The organism is Limnohabitans sp. G3-2 (assembly GCF_002778275.1).
GTDB lineage: Bacteria > Pseudomonadota > Gammaproteobacteria > Burkholderiales > Burkholderiaceae_C > Limnohabitans_A.
Window position 1 is genome coordinate 107,707 of the sequence record NZ_NESG01000008.1, and the last position, 16,368, is coordinate 124,074.

17 protein-coding genes are annotated in these 16,368 nt (G+C 62.5%); 5 read left to right on the forward strand and 12 right to left on the reverse strand.

The window, feature by feature from the left end; translation table 11 throughout:
* Positions 1-21: 21 nt before the first annotated feature.
* The 11 genes from B9Z31_RS13830 to hpaR all read right to left on the reverse strand — a co-directional run bounded on the left by B9Z31_RS13830 (position 22) and on the right by hpaR (position 9,685).
* Positions 22-945 (reverse strand): DMT family transporter, encoded by a 924-nt coding sequence (locus tag B9Z31_RS13830; RefSeq protein WP_100120147.1) that lies wholly within the window; start codon positions 943-945, stop codon positions 22-24.
* A gap of 115 nt (positions 946-1,060) precedes the next feature.
* Entirely contained in the window at positions 1,061-2,077 is a 1,017-nt protein-coding gene (locus tag B9Z31_RS13835; RefSeq protein ID WP_100120148.1) for a 2-dehydropantoate 2-reductase, read from the reverse strand.
* Positions 2,074-2,862, reverse strand: a complete 789-nt coding sequence (locus B9Z31_RS13840) for a class II aldolase/adducin family protein (protein WP_100120149.1) — start codon at positions 2,860-2,862, stop codon at positions 2,074-2,076. Before B9Z31_RS13840 ends, B9Z31_RS13835 begins: the two co-directional genes overlap by 4 nt.
* A gap of 91 nt (positions 2,863-2,953) precedes the next feature.
* Positions 2,954-3,769, reverse strand: coding sequence for an aldolase/citrate lyase family protein (locus tag B9Z31_RS13845; RefSeq protein ID WP_100120150.1), 816 nt, complete (start codon positions 3,767-3,769; stop codon positions 2,954-2,956).
* Positions 3,770-3,937: 168 nt separating this feature from the next.
* A complete protein-coding gene (gene hpaH, locus B9Z31_RS13850) occupies positions 3,938-4,753 on the reverse strand; it encodes a 2-oxo-hept-4-ene-1,7-dioate hydratase (RefSeq protein WP_100120151.1) in 816 nt (271 codons plus the stop codon).
* Positions 4,754-4,864: 111 nt separating this feature from the next.
* Positions 4,865-5,296, reverse strand: coding sequence for a 5-carboxymethyl-2-hydroxymuconate Delta-isomerase (locus B9Z31_RS13855; protein WP_100120152.1), 432 nt, complete (start codon positions 5,294-5,296; stop codon positions 4,865-4,867).
* An 11-nt stretch (positions 5,297-5,307) separates the two neighbouring features.
* Positions 5,308-6,234, reverse strand: coding sequence for a 3,4-dihydroxyphenylacetate 2,3-dioxygenase (gene hpaD, locus B9Z31_RS13860; RefSeq protein ID WP_100120153.1), 927 nt, complete (start codon positions 6,232-6,234; stop codon positions 5,308-5,310).
* Positions 6,235-6,236: 2 nt separating this feature from the next.
* Positions 6,237-7,706 (reverse strand): 5-carboxymethyl-2-hydroxymuconate semialdehyde dehydrogenase, encoded by a 1,470-nt coding sequence (gene hpaE / locus B9Z31_RS13865; protein WP_100120154.1) that lies wholly within the window; start codon positions 7,704-7,706, stop codon positions 6,237-6,239.
* Between the two features lie 97 nt (positions 7,707-7,803).
* Entirely contained in the window at positions 7,804-8,568 is a 765-nt protein-coding gene (locus B9Z31_RS13870) for a fumarylacetoacetate hydrolase family protein (RefSeq protein ID WP_100120155.1), read from the reverse strand.
* Positions 8,565-9,197, reverse strand: coding sequence for a fumarylacetoacetate hydrolase family protein (locus B9Z31_RS13875; protein WP_100120156.1), 633 nt, complete (start codon positions 9,195-9,197; stop codon positions 8,565-8,567). Before B9Z31_RS13875 ends, B9Z31_RS13870 begins: the two co-directional genes overlap by 4 nt.
* Entirely contained in the window at positions 9,194-9,685 is a 492-nt protein-coding gene (hpaR, locus tag B9Z31_RS13880; RefSeq protein ID WP_100120157.1) for a homoprotocatechuate degradation operon regulator HpaR, read from the reverse strand. Before hpaR ends, B9Z31_RS13875 begins: the two co-directional genes overlap by 4 nt.
* A gap of 121 nt (positions 9,686-9,806) precedes the next feature.
* Here hpaR and B9Z31_RS13885 point away from each other — a divergent pair, with 121 nt between their 5' ends.
* Genes B9Z31_RS13885 through radA form a run of 3 tightly spaced genes read left to right on the forward strand, consistent with a single transcriptional unit; the run spans position 9,807 to position 13,296 of the window.
* Positions 9,807-10,832: a hypothetical protein gene (locus tag B9Z31_RS13885; RefSeq protein WP_100120158.1), complete on the forward strand. Its 1,026-nt coding sequence runs from the start codon at positions 9,807-9,809 to the stop codon at positions 10,830-10,832.
* Between the two features lie 9 nt (positions 10,833-10,841).
* The gene (locus B9Z31_RS13890) at positions 10,842-11,891 is read left to right on the forward strand and encodes a nitronate monooxygenase family protein (RefSeq protein WP_100120159.1); all 1,050 of its coding nucleotides are present in this window, start codon (positions 10,842-10,844) and stop codon (positions 11,889-11,891) included.
* A gap of 28 nt (positions 11,892-11,919) precedes the next feature.
* On the forward strand, positions 11,920-13,296 hold the full coding sequence (gene radA / locus B9Z31_RS13895; protein ID WP_100120160.1) for a DNA repair protein RadA: 1,377 nt from the start codon (positions 11,920-11,922) through the stop codon (positions 13,294-13,296).
* A 3-nt stretch (positions 13,297-13,299) separates the two neighbouring features.
* Here the strand turns inward: radA and B9Z31_RS13900 are convergent, their stop codons facing one another.
* Positions 13,300-14,850 carry a DUF5666 domain-containing protein gene (locus B9Z31_RS13900; RefSeq protein WP_100120161.1) on the reverse strand — a complete coding sequence of 517 codons (1,551 nt, stop codon included), beginning with the start codon at positions 14,848-14,850 and terminating at the stop codon, positions 13,300-13,302.
* Positions 14,851-14,960: 110 nt separating this feature from the next.
* On the opposite strand from B9Z31_RS13900, the gene B9Z31_RS13905 reads away from it, so the two are divergent.
* Both B9Z31_RS13905 and B9Z31_RS13910 read left to right on the forward strand, forming a co-directional pair.
* The gene (locus tag B9Z31_RS13905; RefSeq protein WP_100120220.1) at positions 14,961-15,362 is read left to right on the forward strand and encodes a glycerate kinase; all 402 of its coding nucleotides are present in this window, start codon (positions 14,961-14,963) and stop codon (positions 15,360-15,362) included.
* 47 nt (positions 15,363-15,409) lie between these two features.
* Complete coding sequence (locus B9Z31_RS13910; protein WP_100120162.1) at positions 15,410-16,360, forward strand: branched-chain amino acid transaminase; 951 nt, start codon at positions 15,410-15,412, stop codon at positions 16,358-16,360.
* Positions 16,361-16,368: the final 8 nt, after the last annotated feature.

Sequence of the window (16,368 nt, forward strand, 5' to 3'; positions counted from 1 at the left end):
GTGGGCAAAAGCCTGCAACCGTCAGCGCTTGCGCAAACCCAGCCACATGACGGTGGCCACCACCACCAAGGCCCCCACCAGCTGCATGGGCGCAATGGTTTGCCCCAACACCGCCCAGGCCAAGACCAAGGCAAAAACGGGCTCCACATTCATGATGGCCGAGTTGCCCACCACCCCCAACTTGGGCAACACCGTGAACATGATCGTGAAGGCGGTACCGTATAAAAACGTCAACGCCCCCAGACCCCACCAACCCGCTGTGGCATTGGGCAGATGGAAACCACTTTGCGTGGCCGCGACGGCGGCGGCCAACACCGCCACCGTCGCCATGGTCGTGAAGGTGCGCAAACGGCCATCCACATCAGCCGCCTCATGTTGGGTGATGACCATGGCCAAACCGAATGTGGCTGAAGCTGCCAAGGCAAAGGCGATGCCCACCCCGATTTGGGCCCAGTGCTGCGCTGCGCCCAGACCTGAAGCGGCGCCCAACACATCCAGCGCCAAGGCCAGGCCGAACAAAAGCAATGGCATGGCCAGCAAAACCGCAGGCTCTGGGCGGTGACCGTAGAGCACACGCGCCCAAAACGCGGTCAGCAGTGGGTAGGTGTTGAACGCCAACAGGGCCAGTGCCACGGGCAGTCGTGCCACGGCAGAGTAGAGGCAGACACTTTGCACAGCGATCAAGACGCCGATCAGCAGCAAAGTTCGAGGCTGGCGCTGCGACAACTTGAGGCTCACTTTTTGCTGCCACAGGATCAAGGCCAAGACCAAGGCCGTCACGCTGCTGCGAAAAGTGACCGCGGTCACCACATCCACACCCTGGTTGAAAGCGGTTCGGGCCGCCACATGGTTGGCCCCCATCATGAGGGCGATCAGCAAGAGTGTGAGAAAACCGGTCAGGGTCAAGCGGGAATAGGCGCCCGGAACTTGGGTGTGTGAGGACATGGCTTCTATTTAACCACCCACTCACCCCGAAGATGACATGCAGGTGACTGCGCATCTGTCGCGCCCGCCCTGACGCGCGCTGTTCAGGCCACCGCGCTGTTGGGCCATGGGCATTTCACACGACGTCGCCGTAGAGGCCTCGGCCCTGCGCATGCAACCGGCTCAGACCCAACAAAACGTCGGTCAAGGGCGTGGGAATGGCCGTCAGTTGCCCCAACTCACGCACGGCAGAGACCAGGGCATCGAGCTCGACAGGTTTGCCCGCTTCCACGTCTTGCAGCATGGAGGTGCGAAATGCGCCCAATTTGCGCGTCAAGGCATGGCGGTCTTCGGGCTGCTGATCGATGGGGATGCCGATCTGTGCACCGATGGCTTTGGCTTCGAGCATGACCCCCGAGATGAATTGGCGAACCAAGGGGTCGTCCAAAATTCGGTCCGTGGTGGCGCCTGTGAAGGCGCTGATCGGGTTGATGGTCATGTTGCCCCAGAGCTTGTACCAAATGTCTTTTTGAATTTGCGGCGACAGCGTGGCGTTGAAGCCCGCTCGGCGCAGCAGGGCATGCAGCGCCTGCACGCGGGGTGAGGCCTCGCCCGTGGGCTCGCCCACGATCAAGCCGTCCCCAAAGTGGTGGCGGATCACGCCAGGCGCATCCACCGAGCAGCTGGCATGGACCACGCAGCCGATGATGTGCCGAGCGGGCAGTGCACGCGCAATGGTGCCCTGGGGGTCCACCGCGTCCAATGAGCGCCCGGCCACCGGGCCGCCAAAGCCCTGCAAAAACCACCATGGCACACCGTTCATGGCGGTCAGCACGACGGTGTGGGGCCCGATCAGGGGCCCCACCTGCTGTGCGACCGAAGCCAGCGCAGGGGACTTGACGGAGATGACCACCACATCTTGGACGCCCAATGCCTGGGCATCGTTGGACGCCCTGACGGGCTGGGTGTGCCACTCGCCAGCCTGATGAAGTTGCAGACCGCTCTGCTGCAGCGCGGCCAGGGTGTCGCCCCTGGCCAATACGCTGAGGTCCGCCCCAGCGCGGGCCAAGTGCACCCCCATCCAGCCGCCAATGGCGCCTGCACCGACGATGGCGATCTTGTTGAATTTCACATCGTTCTTTGTTTCGCTCATGCGCGCCACCCTGGACCCTGCTTGTCCATCTGGCGCACCAGCGCCTCAAACACGTCTTGCCCAGCCCCGTGGTGGGGGTTGAACTGCAAGGCATCGCGCGTGCACTTCGCGGCAATGTCTTCGGGCACCGGGATCGGTGCACCCATGCTCTGAGTGGCCAACTGGATTTCACAAGCCCGCTGCAAAGTCCACAAAATCGCAAAGGTCTGCGACAGGCTGGCGCCCCATGCGAGCAGGCCATGGTTGCGCAAAATCACCGCCGGCTTGCTGCCAATGCTTTGCAGCACACGCGGGCCTTCTCCTGCATGGATGGTGATGCCCTCAAAGTCATGGTAAGCCACCATGCCATGCAGCTGGGCGGAGTAGAAATTGCTCTGCGACAGGCCGTCCTTCAGACAAGCCACCGCCACACCGGCGGTCGTGTGCGTGTGCATGACGCAGTGCGCCCCTTCAAGGCCACCGTGCAAAGTGGCATGCACCACAAAACCCGCCGGGTTGACCTTGTACGGCGAGCCGTCCAGCACCTCGCCTTGCATGTTGATCTTGACCAAATTGGAGGCCGTGACCTCGCTGTAGTGCAGGCCAAAAGGGTTGATCAAGAAGTGCTTCTCGCCCCCGGTCGCGCTGTCGGGCAAGCGCAGCGTGATGTGGTTGTAAATCATCTCTGTCCAGCCGAGCATGGCAAACACGCGGTAGCACGCGGCCAGTTCCAGCCGGGCTTGCCATTCGTCAGGATGGACCCGCGCTTGCAGCGAAGGCACCACAGGTTGGGGGGATGGAAACATCAGGCTCTCCTTGAGTGGGGGTCACAGCCCCCTGTTGATGGGCTCGGCTGACCAAAAATGAACAGGGTCTGACCCCCATTCGTTCGGTCGGTCAATAGGTGCTGCCCTTGGCAGGCACGGCGGTGGTGATCTCTTTTTTGAAGTGCGCCGCCAAATCGGTGGTGTGGCGCATCAAAATTTGGGTGTCCAGGCCCACCGCCACGAACAAGGCACCCAGCTGCAGGTACTGCGCAGCCAGTTGTCGGTCGGGCGTGAGGATGCCGGGGGCCTTGCCGGCTTTCCGGATGCGGGCGATGGCGTCAGAGATGGCCGCTTGCACCTCAGGGTGTGCCGCGTTGCCCACATGGCCCATCGATGCAGAGAGGTCGGCCGGGCCGATGAACACGCCGTCCACGCCGGGGGTGGCGGCAATGGCGTCCAAATTCTCCAGCGCCTGGCGTGATTCCACCTGCACCAACAGGCAGACCTCTTGATTGGCACGCTTGAAATAGTCGGGGTAGTGGCCCCAGCGCGATGCCCGCGCACCCGCCATGCCGCGCACACCGCCTTGCCCATCGTCTTGGGGGTAACGCATGGCTTGCACCAGCTGCGCAGCTTGTTCTGCCGTGTCCACCATGGGCACCAGGATGTTTTGCGCGCCCAGGTCCAGATACTGCTTGATGAGCGCTGTCTCGCCCAAAGGAACCCTGCACACCGGGTGGCTGGCCGGGTAAGCCGCCAAGGTTTGCAGTTGCGCCTGGATGCTGCGCAAGTCGTTGGGCGCGTGCTCACCGTCAATCACCAGCCAGTCAAAGCCGGCCAAGGCACAGATTTCGGCGGTGTAGGCACTGGCCAGGCCCATCCACAGGCCGATTTGCGGCTGTTGGTTTTGCAAGGCTTGCTTGAAAAGGTTTGTGGGCGTGTTCATGGGACGTTGCCTCGTTTTGAAAGGGAAAAAGGTTTGCAGGTTGTTGGGGTCGGGGTGGCGGCTCGGGCGATGTGGCCAAGCGAAGCGCCTCTGAGCCCGGGCCGCCAGCCCGGCCCCAGCAGCCTCCCGCTGTCGAAAGACACAGCCACTGCAGACGCTTCCAAAGGCTCAAACAAACCGAAACTCCAGTTTGCCCAATGGCCCGTAGTCCGCCTCAAACACATCCCCCACTTTGGCCAGGGCAGGTTTGGTGAACGAACCGGCCAGCACAATTTCGCCCGCCTGCAGGTGTTCGCCCCAGGGCGCGAGCTTGTTGGCCAGCCAGGCAATGCCCACCGCCGGGTGCCCTTGCACGCCAGCCGCGAGACCTGTCTCCTCGACCACGCCGTTTTGGCGCAGCACCGCGCCGCACCAGGGCAGGTCGGTGGTCAATGGGTCCACCCGCTTGGCCCCCAGCACAATGCCTGCATTCGCCGCGTTGTCGCTGATGGTGTCGTACACCTTGCGCATCACCTTGTTGTGGCGGTCGAACTGCTCGATGCGCGAGTCGATGATTTCGATGGCGGGCGTGACGTAGTCGGTGGCCTCCAGAACCTGCTGCACCGTCACGTGGGGGCCGCGCAGTTCTTTTTTGAGGATGAACGCCAGCTCCACTTCCACACGGGGGGCGATGAAATCCGTGAAGGGGATGTCCAGCACCTGGCCGGGCGTGCAGTCGTAGCGCATGTCGTCCAGCAGCGTGCCGTAATCGGGCTCGTCGATCTGGCTCGAGACCTGCATGGCCCGGCTCGTCAACCCGATCTTGTGGCCGATCAGGGTGCGCCCCTCAGCGAACTTGATCTGCATCCAGGCGCGGTTGATGCGGTAGCCGTCTTCGATGGTCATGCCCGCAAAGCGCTTGGAAAAGTGCTCGATCTGGGTGCGGGTTTTCTCGGACTGGTGGAGCTCGCGCGCGAGCTCTTGGATCAAGGCGTCGTCAAACATATTGCGGATTTCCTGTGGGAGCGCGCCCCTGCGCGCGAATGAATGTCATGGGCGTCAACCACCGTTCGCAAGCAGGGGCTCGCGCCGACAAAAGTCAGAGGCTGTGTCATCTCAAACCTTGTTGAAAAGCGGATGGAGGTTGCTGTGCTTGGCGTCGAACACCTCGGGGCCGACGTCGATCTGCAGCGTGATGCCGATGTGGCGCTGCGCCATCACCGGCGCGAAAAAGGCTTTGGCCACGTCGAGCAGGGTCTGCCCAGCGGCTTGCTGGGTGGCCTCGCTGCGGCCACGGCCCATGCGCAGGTTCAGGTACACAAAAGCGTAATCGCCTGAGCCGCCGGCCTCACGCCCTGCCGCGCCGCCATCGGCCACCGCGTAATGCGGCGCGGGGTAAGCCAGCACGCGCGTGCCGCCCGTCGGAAAAACCTGCTGGCCTTGTTCGTCGCGCACGGTGAGCATGGCGTCGGCCATCTGGCGGCACAGGGTGCTCATGTGGACTTCGGCGTCCAGCTGGCCGGTGTAGAGGATCACGAGATGGGGCATGTGCGCACTCCTCAAAGGCGGGTGCCGATGGCCGTGTAGCCCTCGGCACGGCTGGCCACGGCAGCGGGCACTTTGGCGCCGTCCTGCGGTGTGACTTCAAAAATCGCGTTGAGCTGGCCCGTGCCGCTGGCGCCAAAGTAGGGCGTCACCATGTCCACCGCGCCGTCATAGCCGGTCCAGCCCAAAGCGCCCATCAGCATGGCGGTGTCGTGCATGAAGCCTTCGCCGTGGCCTTTGCTGGCGTACTCGGGCAGCATCTCGCAAAAGGCTTTCCATTCGCGGTTGCCCCACATCTGCAGCACCTGCTTGTCCAGCTGCTCTAAAAACGGGCTCCAGACCTTGTGCGCAAACTCCGGTGCCAGGCCGTTTTGGGCAAAGCGGTGCGAGAGCGATCCGCTGGCCAAAAAGGCCACCTTGCCCTCGTAATGCTGCTCCACCGCCTCGCGCATGGCCCAGCCCAGGCGGGCGCTGTCGTTCAGGTAATGCACCATGCACAGCGCCGACACCGACACCACCTTGAAGTGCTGGTCTTCGTTCATGTAACGCAGCGGCACCAGCGTGCCGTACTCGGGGCCGAGCGTGGTGTTGTCGTGCGCCAGTGTTTCGACACCGTGCGCATTGGCCACTTTGGCCAGCAGGTGCCCCAGCTCAGGGTTGCCCGGTGACTCGAAAGCCATGTGGTGGATGAAGTGCGGCAGCTCGTTGCTGGTGTACTCCCCTTTGAAATGCGGCGCGCAATTGATGTGGTAGTTGGCGTTGACGAGCCAGTGCGTGTCGAACACCACCAGCGTGTCCACCCCCAAGGCGCGGCAGCGGCGGCTGATTTCTTTGTGGCCGTCGATGGCGCTTTGGCGCGTGCCAAAACGTGGCCCCGGGATTTCGCTCAGGTACATGCTGGGCACGTGGGTGATTTTGGCGGCGAGTGCAAGTTGGCCCATGGTCAGACTCCCCAATGCGGAATGTGGTGCGATCCCATCGAGACCGCCACGTTTTTGGGCTCGCAGAACACCTCGTAGCTCCAGGTGCCGCCTTCGCGGCCGGTGCCGCTGGCCTTGGTGCCGCCAAAGGGCTGGCGCAGGTCGCGCACGTTCTGGCTGTTGACGAAGCACATGCCGGCCTCCACCGCCGCGGCCACGCGGTGCGCGCGGCCCAGGTTCTCGGTCCAGACGTAGCTGGACAGGCCATAGTCGATGTCGTTGGCTTTGGCAATCGCATCCTGCTCGTCCTTGAAAGGGATCAGGCAGGCCACGGGGCCGAAAATTTCTTCTTGCGCGATGCGCATGCGGTTGTCGACATCGGCAAACACCGTGGGCCAGACGAAGTTGCCGTGCTTCACATGCGCGGGCAGATCTGCCGCGTAAGCGGGCTGGTCCAAGCCGCCGCACAGCAGGGTCGCGCCCTCTTTGGGGCCGAGTTCGATGTAGCTGCGCACCTTGGCCAGATGGGCCTTGGAGATCATCGGGCCGACGATGGTTTTCTCGTCGAGCGGGTCGCCCACGGTGATGCGCTTGGCCCGCTCGGCGAACTTGGCGGCAAAGTCGGCGTAGATGCTTTGCTGCACCAGGATGCGGCTGCCTGCCGTGCAACGCTCGCCGTTGTTGGAGAAGATCATGAAGATGGCGGCATCGAGGGCGCGGTCCAAATCGGCGTCTTCAAAGATCACGAAGGGGCTTTTGCCGCCGAGTTCCATGCTGAATTTTTTCAGGCCCGCGCTTTGCACGATGCGGTTGCCCGTGACAGTCGAGCCGGTGAAGCTGATGGCCCGCACATCGCGGTGCGAGACCAGCGGCTCGCCCGCTTCCTTGCCATAACCGTGCACCAGATTCAGCACGCCCGCGGGCACCCCCGCTTCGAGCGCCAGCTCGCCCAAACGGGCCGCGGTCATGGGCGAGAGTTCACTCATCTTGAGCACCGCGGTGTTGCCAAAAGCAAGACACGGCGCGACCTTCCAGGTGGCGGTCATGAAGGGCACGTTCCAGGGGCTGATGAGCGCGCACACCCCCACCGGATGGAACAGGGTGTAGTTCAGGTGCGTGGGCGTGGGGTAGGTGTGGCCGTCCACGCGGGTGCACATCTCGGCAAAGTAGTAGAAGTTGTCGGCCGCACGCGGCACCAGCTGCTTGCCGGTCTGGCTGATGGTTTGGCCGCAGTCTTTCGTCTCGGTCTGCGAGATTTCAGGCACGTGTTGGGTGATCAGCTCGCCCAGCTTGCGCATGACGCGGGCGCGCTCGGTGGCGGGTGTGGCCGCCCATTTCGGGAAAGCGGCTTTGGCGGCGGCAACGGCAGCGTTGACTTGGGCCTCACCGCCCGAAGCCACTTCGGCCAGCACTTCTTGCGTGGCGGGGTTGATCGTCTCGAAGTAGTCGCTGCCTGCGACTTTCTGTCCGTTGATCAGGTGGTCAATTTTCATGGGGTTTCGGACCTCTTTAGGAGGCCGCCCCTGCGGCCGAATGGTTGGGAATGGCGGTGGGCTTTGCATTCGGCCGCAGGGGCGGCCTCCCACAGCATCAAATGGCAACGATGGTGTTTTGCAGCGCCCCAATGCTTTCAATCTCGGTCACCACCACATCGCCCGGGTTCACGTTGACGATGCCGTCGGGCGTGCCGGTCAGGATCAGGTCGCCGGGGTTGAGCGTCATGAAGCTGCTGAAGTACTCGATCAGCGTGGGCACGTCGAAAATCATGTCGGCAGTGCTGCCGCTTTGCGTGAGCTGCCCGTTGACGGTGGTTTGCAGCTTGAGGGCCATGGGGTTGGGCACGTCGGACGCGTCCACCAACCAGGGGCCGATGGGCGTGCAGGTGTCGCGGTTTTTCACGCGCAAGTTGGGGCGGTACCAGTTCTCCAGGTAGTCGCGGATGGCGTAGTCGTTGGCCACGGTGTAACCCGCGATGAAGTCGTAGGCGTCGGCTTTTTTCACGCGGCGGGCGGTGCGGCCCACCACCACGGCCAGCTCGCACTCGTAGTGCATGTAGTTCACGTCTGCCGGGCGCTTTGTGAACGCCTTGTGCCCGATCAGCGAAGCCTCGCCCTTCATGAAGGCCAGCGGCTCTTCTGGGGCCTTGAAGGCCAGCTCCTTGGCGTGGTCGGCGTAGTTCAGGCCGAGCGCGATCACGGTGCGTGCCTGCGGCACGGGCGCGAGCGGTGGCAGCCAAACGACCTCGTCATAGGCCACGCAGCGGCCCTGGTGCGGGCCTTGGGTGATGCGCAACTGGCCGTCGAACGCCACGGCTTGCTGGATGGCGCCGGACCAGGCAATGCGTGCGTGCTTCATGCGGCACCTCCAAGTGCTGTGACCACCGAGACCAAGCCGGGGGCGGAAATCTCCACCCGATCGCCCGCTTGGGCGCGGGGGCGCGTGCCATCCGTCAGGCAGTCGGTGCCCACCATCAGCACATCCCCGGGCTGCAAAGTCATGAATTCGCCCACATCGGCGAGCAAGGCCGGCAAGCCGCGCACCAACGCGCGCAGGTCCAGGGTTTGCACCAAGTCGCCATTGCGGCGCACGGCGATCTGCAGCGCGGCCCAGTCAGACACCTGGCCCGTGGTCACCTGCGCAGGCAACGCCAGAAAACCGTCGCGGCAGCGGAACTTGACCGGCGGGCGGTAATAACTTGCATGCGGCACAGACCAGTCGTTCAGCAGCGCAGCACCCGACACCTGGCCGTGGCTCCCGATCACCAGGCCGAGTGTCGCGCCGATGTCGACTTCGGTCACGCCATCCTGCAGCACCAGGTCTTGCCCAGCGGGGCTGAAGGTGTTGGCCGTCTTGACGTAGAGCACGGGCGCTTTGGGCGCGGCTTTGTGCGGGTCTTGCGTCATGCGCGGGGACCACAGGTCCCACTCGCGGCGAAAGTTGAGCAAGGTGCCATACACCGTGCCTTGGGGGGTCCAAGGGTTCATCGTTCTTCTTCCTCGGCCAGCTCTTCTGGCGTTTCGGTGTCAGGGGTTTCGAGAGCGATCACCTCGTCGAGCAGTGCGTACAGCTGCCCCAGCTTGGCCTTGCCCAGTTGCTGCTCCATCCAGCTGTAGTGCGCCTCGATCGTTTGCGACAAAGCCTGCACTTTGCGCAGGCCCAGCGCGGTGGCGCGCACCACGGTTCGGCGGGCGTCTTGCGGGCAGCGTGCGCGCTCGATCAGGCCATCGCGCTCCATGCGGGTGAGCACACCGGTCAGGCTGGGCCCGAGCAGGTAGGCCTCGCGGGCGACGCGGCCGGTTTCTGTGCCCGCCAGGTCCTGGGCATGCTCGCCGAGCACCCGCAGCACACGCCACTGTTGGTCCGACAGGCCATGCTGGCGCAGGCTCGGGCGCGTGTGGGCCATGACGGCTTCGCGCGCCTGCAGCAGCAAGCGCGGCAAGTTGCGGTGGACAAAAGGGGTGGTGTGGCTCATTTATTTAACATGTTAAATGAATCCAAGCTTTCCTCCATGCGGGTTTCTACCGAGCCAGGCCCTCACACCCCTCTGGCCGATCCGCCTTTTCAAATAAGATGCCTGAAATTCCGGAGGTCTCATGGTCCTTGTGCGTCATTTCAAGAAGGGGTGGCTGGCCGCCTGTTGGGGTCTTGTGGGACTCGGCTGTGCGGCCCAGTCCGCGCCGGATTGCAAACCCGCCCCAGAAAACGTCGCCGAATTGGTCCAAATCCGTCCACGTTTTCACACGGTCAGGGGGCCTCTGGCCGAGTTCGACCCTTGTCACAAAGCGTCCAAACTCTCGGTCCCCACGCGCTGGAATGGCAGTCCGCTGCCCAGCAAACCCCCTTTGGTCATCATTGCGCACGGCGGCGGCGGCCTGGGCATGCTGGAAAACAACCTGGCCGCAGCGCTGCGCAAGCACGACGTGGCCACGCTGGTGTTTGACGCCTACCAACTCAACGGCTTTTACCAAGGCTACCCCTTTTGGGGGTCCCAAGCGACCAACGAATCGCGCCAGCGCATGATCTACAAAGCCGCCAAAGGCGCTTACGAGTGGGCCCTCACGCAGTCAGACAAAGTCGACACGCGCGCCATCTTTCTGCAAGGCGTGTCCAACGGGGCAGCGGTGGTGGCCAACCTGGCCAGCGTGGTCAACCCCGAGCATGTCCGAGCTGTCATCCCAGAAGGCTTGCCGGGCATGGGCATCGGCCTGCCCGACAGCGTGGCCGTGCCGGTGCGGCTTGTCTTTGGCAAGATCGACAACTACGGCGGCAAACACCCGGAAGACTGGATGTGGCAACGCCAGGACAGTTGCCGCGTCAACCGTGTCCCCAGCCCAGAGCTTCCAGCTGGCAATGCACAACACTGCAACGGGCGACAAAACCCGGCAGACATGACCGAGAAACCCATCGACTGGATGCAGCGGCTCAAGGCCCAAGGCGCGGACATCGAGGTTTGGTTTTACGACCATGCCGCACACGGTATTTTCCAGGGCCCCATCGACCGCAAAATGCTGACCTACGGCACCGACAACACCACCTTCTCATGGACCGGCTCCGACCCTTCGGCGAAGGAAAAAATGTTGGCCGATCTGGTCAAACTGATCCAAAATTCCCGCCCCTGACGCACGCACATGAAACCTCATCACCGATTGCTGGACCTCTTGCCCCCCATCGTGCAAGCCCCGATGGCGGGTGCGCAAAACCACCGACTCGCCGCTTCGGTCTGCGAAGCCGGGGGCCTGGGCTCACTGCCGGCGGCCATGCTCAGTCTCGCGGACCTGCACAGCGAACTCCAGGCGCTGCAGCAAGCCACCGCCCATCCTTACAACGTCAACTTTTTTTGCCACGCCCAACCCGCACCCGATGCGGCGCGCGAGCAGGCTTGGCAGCGGGCCCTGGCCCCCTATTTCCGAGAACTGGGACTCGACCCTGAAACCATTCCGAAAGGACCGGGGCGCATGCCTTTCAGCGCCGAAACGGCCGATGTGCTGGCGCCATTTCGTCCGGCGGTGGTGAGTTTTCACTTTGGGCTGCCATCGCCCGAGCTGGTCGCCCGCGTCAAAAGCTGGGGCAGCCTGATCCTGTCTTCCGCCACCACCGTCACCGAAGCCTTGTGGCTGCAGGCCAACGGGGCGGACGCCATCATTGCCCAGGGCCTGGAAGCTGGAGGGCACCGCGGCATGTTCCTCACGGACGAACTCAGCACACAGCTGGGCACCTTCGCACTGCTGCCCCAGATCGTGCAGGCGGTCCAGTTGCCCGTGATGGCGGCCGGCGGGATCGGCGGCGCAAGTGGGATCGCCGCGGCCAAGGCACTGGGGGCCGCGGGCGTGCAGATCGGCACGGCCTATTTGTGCAGCCGCGAAGCCACCACCAGTGCTGTGCACCGCAGCGCTCTGCAGTCTCCCGCCGCGCAGCACACCGCCTTGACCACCTTGTTTTCTGGCCGCCCGGCACGCGGCATCGTCAACCGCTTGATGCGCGAACTCGGCCCTCTCAACGCGGCAGCACCCGCTTTCCCCTTGGCCACAGCGGCCATCGCGCCACTGCGCGCGGCCGCCGAAGCTGCGGGCAGCAGCGATTTCACGCCGCTGTGGTCGGGCCAAAACGCCAGCGGCTGCCGCGATTTGCCCGCCGCCGACATCACCCGCGAATTTCTGCAGGCATGGCACAGCGACTGAGCCTTTCGCTCAGGCACACTTGCACCCCATGGCCAAAGACAAATCGATATTCACCTGCACCGAATGCGGCGGCACCAGCGCCCGCTGGATGGGCAAATGCCCCAGCTGCAATGCCTGGAACACCCTGATCGAAGGCTCGACAGAGCCCGCGGCTGGCAAAAACCGCTTTGGCTCGGTGCACGCCTCTCTGGCGCCCACTTCGGAGGTGTTGCCGCTGGCCCAAATCGAAGCGGCCGACTTCGAGCGCCACCCCACCGGCATCGACGAACTCGACCGCGTGCTGGGCGGGGGCATGGTCGAAGGCGGGGTGGTGCTGATTGGCGGCGACCCGGGCATCGGCAAATCCACTTTGCTGCTCCAAGCGGTGGATGCCTTGCAACGCAGCGGCATGAACACCCTTTATGTGACGGGCGAAGAAAGCGGCGCCCAAGTGGCCATGCGCTCGCGCCGCTTGGGCCTGCCGGACTCTCAAGTGCCGGTGCTGCCCGAGATCCAGCTCGAGAAGATTTTGCACACCCTGCAAGCACGCCAACCCGGCATTGCCATCATCGACTCGATCCAGACGGTGTATTCGGACCAACTGACCAGCGCCCCTGGCTCGGTGGCGCAGGTGCGCGAATGCGCGGCGCACCTCACGCGCACCGCCAAATCGACCGGCACCACCATCGTGCTGGTGGGCCACGTGACCAAAGAGGGCGCACTGGCTGGCCCGCGCGTGCTCGAGCACATGGTGGACACGGTGCTGTACTTTGAAGGCGACACCCATTCCAATTTCCGCCTGATCCGCGCCATCAAGAACCGCTTTGGCGCTGTGAATGAAATTGGCGTGTTTGCCATGACCGAAAAAGGCCTGAAAGGGGTGAGCAACCCCAGCGCCATCTTTTTGAGCCAACACGCCGAGCCCGTGCCCGGCAGTTGCGTGATGGTCACGCTCGAAGGCACACGGCCTTTGTTGGTTGAAATTCAAGCGCTGGTCGACAGCGGCGGTCCCTCGCCTCGCCGCTTGAGTGTGGGCCTGGACCGGGACCGCCTGGCGATGCTGCTGGCGGTGTTGCACCGCCACGCGGGTGTGGCTTGCATGGACCAAGACGTGTTTGTGAATGCGGTGGGCGGCGTGCGCATCAGCGAGCCCGCCGCCGACCTGGCGGTGATGCTGGCCATCACCAGCAGCCTGCGCGGCAAGCCACTGCCCAAAGGCTTCATTGCCTTTGGCGAAGTGGGCCTGGCCGGCGAAGTGCGACCCGCCCCCCGCGGTCAGGATCGGCTGAAAGAGGCTGCAAAACTGGGATACACACTGGCCGTCATTCCCAAAGCCAACGCGCCCAAGACGCCCATCCCTGGCATGCGCGTGCATGCCGTGGAAAGGATTGAGGAGGCGATGGCTGTGGTGCGCGAGCTGAGTTAACACTCAATCGTCGTGATCGCTGTAGCCATTCTTGACTTCCAGCTTGATGACCTGAAAGACATTGTTGGCGTCCATATAACCTTTGGCTTCGACAAAACTGCCGTTGACAGGGACGCCATGCTCAAACCTGGTATTGACCGAAGACAGTGCGTTGTAAACCACGCCAAGTCGTGTCAATTTGAAAGTGCTGGACACCCCTGACCAGTCACTGACCTGGCCATACATTTCAAAAACGCGGCCCGCACTGAGATTGGTTCCCGAAGCCACCTTGATTTCAACCTTGGTGGCCATCAGAATGCCATCGGCATAGCTGCCCTTGACTTCCACGAACGCACCGTTGGTGAGATGCGCTGAAGATCCGTAAGGAAAATATGCTGAACGAGCATCCACGTTCACACCTTGCACCGTGAAGCTGCTGCCGCTCAAATTGCTGACTGCGCCGTAAAACTCGTTGCTGTAGGCGGTGTTTGAGCCGTCATTGCCAGTGAAACTGCGTTGGCCTTCGACTTCAACACGTGTCGCTGCCAACACAGCGCCAGACCATGTTCCCTTGATTTCATACAAGGCACCCTGAGTCAATGAGACGCCGCTGACTTCGACGCCGCCCACCCGCCAGCGGGAGCCATCCAAGACCGCTGCGCCTTTGATCTTGGCATAGCTGGCAGCGCTGGGCGCGCCTTCGAAACGGGTCAAATAGGACGCATTGACCAGCTGAAGCCGTGCAGCGGTCAGTGCCGTGCCGTTCCATTGGCTGATATCGGCAGCCAAGGCTCTCACCGCATCACCCACCCTTGGAGTGGTGACTGACGGTTGAATAGTGCAGCCATTGCAGTTGACCATAACGCTGCTGCTGGCATCAGTCTTGACGGTGTAGCTGTTGCCCGATATCGCCGTGATGGTTCCCCGTACCGCCACATCCATGGCATGCGCCGAAGCGCTGGTGACCACGACACGCGTCGCCAAAAAACGACCGTCTGATTGCGTCAATCCGTAAACCGTGAGCAACGGGGCATTGCTCAGTCCAGCGAGTTGCGTCAAGTTGGTGATGGGGGTGCCTGTCGAAGTGCCATCGGTTGTGCCGCCGTAGGTTGTGGCTGAAGTCAGCTGGATGGTTTGTGTCGGCAAGGTCAAGGTGAGTGCAGATGTGTCCACGGCGCTCATCGTGCCGCGCACACCGCCCACCACACGAATGCGGGCGGCACGGCCCAAGCTTTGTGCGTCATCCACATCACCCAAAAGGGCGACTGTCATGCCCAAGGCCAATGGACTGTTGTACGCCGCGGTATTGTTGTCGTAGCCGGTGCTGAAGTCATCGCCGTCATAGACCATCGCATCCGTGGTTTCAAACCTCACGCCATTCACCACAATGGACCCCAGCCCGGTGATGGCACCTTGGTAGGTCGCCGAGACACCACTGAATGTGGCGGCTCCCGCCGGGTTGGTTGACCAAGTGACAGGGGAGCCATCCTCTGAAAGTTCTCCCCCACCGCCACCACAGGCCACCAGAAATACACTGGTCAGCAAAAACGGGGAAATCCAATTGAAACGTGACATACCCACTCCATTCATGACAGAAATGGAAAGTTTGGCCCCCCCGCATGAAGCTCGGCTTAAGAGAAAATATCGCGCGGCAGGTCAAGCCACTCAAGGCACAATGGGCCCCCATGAATTTCAACAAAATACTGGCCCCATTGGTCATTGTGGGTTTCACGGTCGGTGCTTGGCAGGCTTTTCAGTGGGCGGGCATTGCCTTGGCGGCAGGCGGCGTGGTGATGTGGATCTTGCTGCACTTCACACGCATGGTCACGATCTTGAAGAAAGCCGCTGACCGGCCCATCGGCCATGTGGCCAGCGCCGTCATGCTCCATGCCAAGCTGCGAAAAAATGTCTCTTTGATGCACGTCATCGCCTTGACCCGCTCTTTGGGCACGCTGTTGACAGACAAAGACGCTCAGCCCGAGATTTACACCTGGACCGATACCAGCCAATCGGTGGTCACCTGCACCTTTGTCGGCGGCAAACTGACCGCGTGGACACTGGTACGCCCCCAAGAGCCAAACCCTTAAAATCACGGGCAATCCCGTTTATCCCGGCTAATTCAAAGGAAACTTTCATGAGCGTTGTCATCCCCTCCATGTCAGACCGTGACGGCAAAATCTGGATGGACGGCCAGATGGTCGATTGGCGCGACGCCAAGATCCATGTGCTGAGCCACACCCTGCACTACGGTTGCGGCGCTTTCGAAGGCGTGCGCGCTTACAAAACCGAGCAAGGCACCGCCATCTTCCGTTTGGCCGAGCACACCGAGCGCCTGTTCAACAGCGCCAAGATTTTGCGCATGAACATCCCCTTCACCCCAGCGCAGGTCAACGAAGCCCAACGTGCCGTGGTGCGCGAGAACAACTTGGAAAGCGGCTACATCCGCCCCCTGACCTGGATTGGCGACAAAAAACTGGGCGTCAGCCCCAAGGGCAACACCATCCACCTCATGGTGGCCGCCTGGACTTGGGGCGCCTACTTGGGCGAAGAAGGCATGAAGCGCGGCATCCGCGTGAAAACCAGCAGCTACACCCGCCACCATGTCAACATCACCATGACGCAAGCCAAGGCGGTGAGCAACTACACCAACAGCATTTTGGCCAACATGGAAGTGACCGACGAGGGTTACGACGAAGCCCTGCTGCTGGACACCTCCGGCTTTGTGTCCGAAGGCGCGGGCGAGAACATCTTTGTGGTCAAAAATGGCGTGATCTACACACCCGATTTGTCGGCCGGTGCCTTGAACGGCATCACCCGCAACACGGTGTTCCACATCGCCAAGGATTTGGGCCTGGAGATCGTGCAAAAACGCATCACCCGCGACGAGGTGTACATCGCCGACGAAGCCTTCTTCACCGGCACCGCCGCCGAAGTCACGCCGATTCGCGAACTCGACCGCATTGCCCTGGGCAAAGACGACTACGTGGGCAGCCGCGGCCCCATCACCGAAAAAATCCAAAGCGCCTTCTTTGACATCGTCAACGGCCGCAACCCCAAGTACGCCCATTGGCTGACCTTGGTTTAAGGAACACC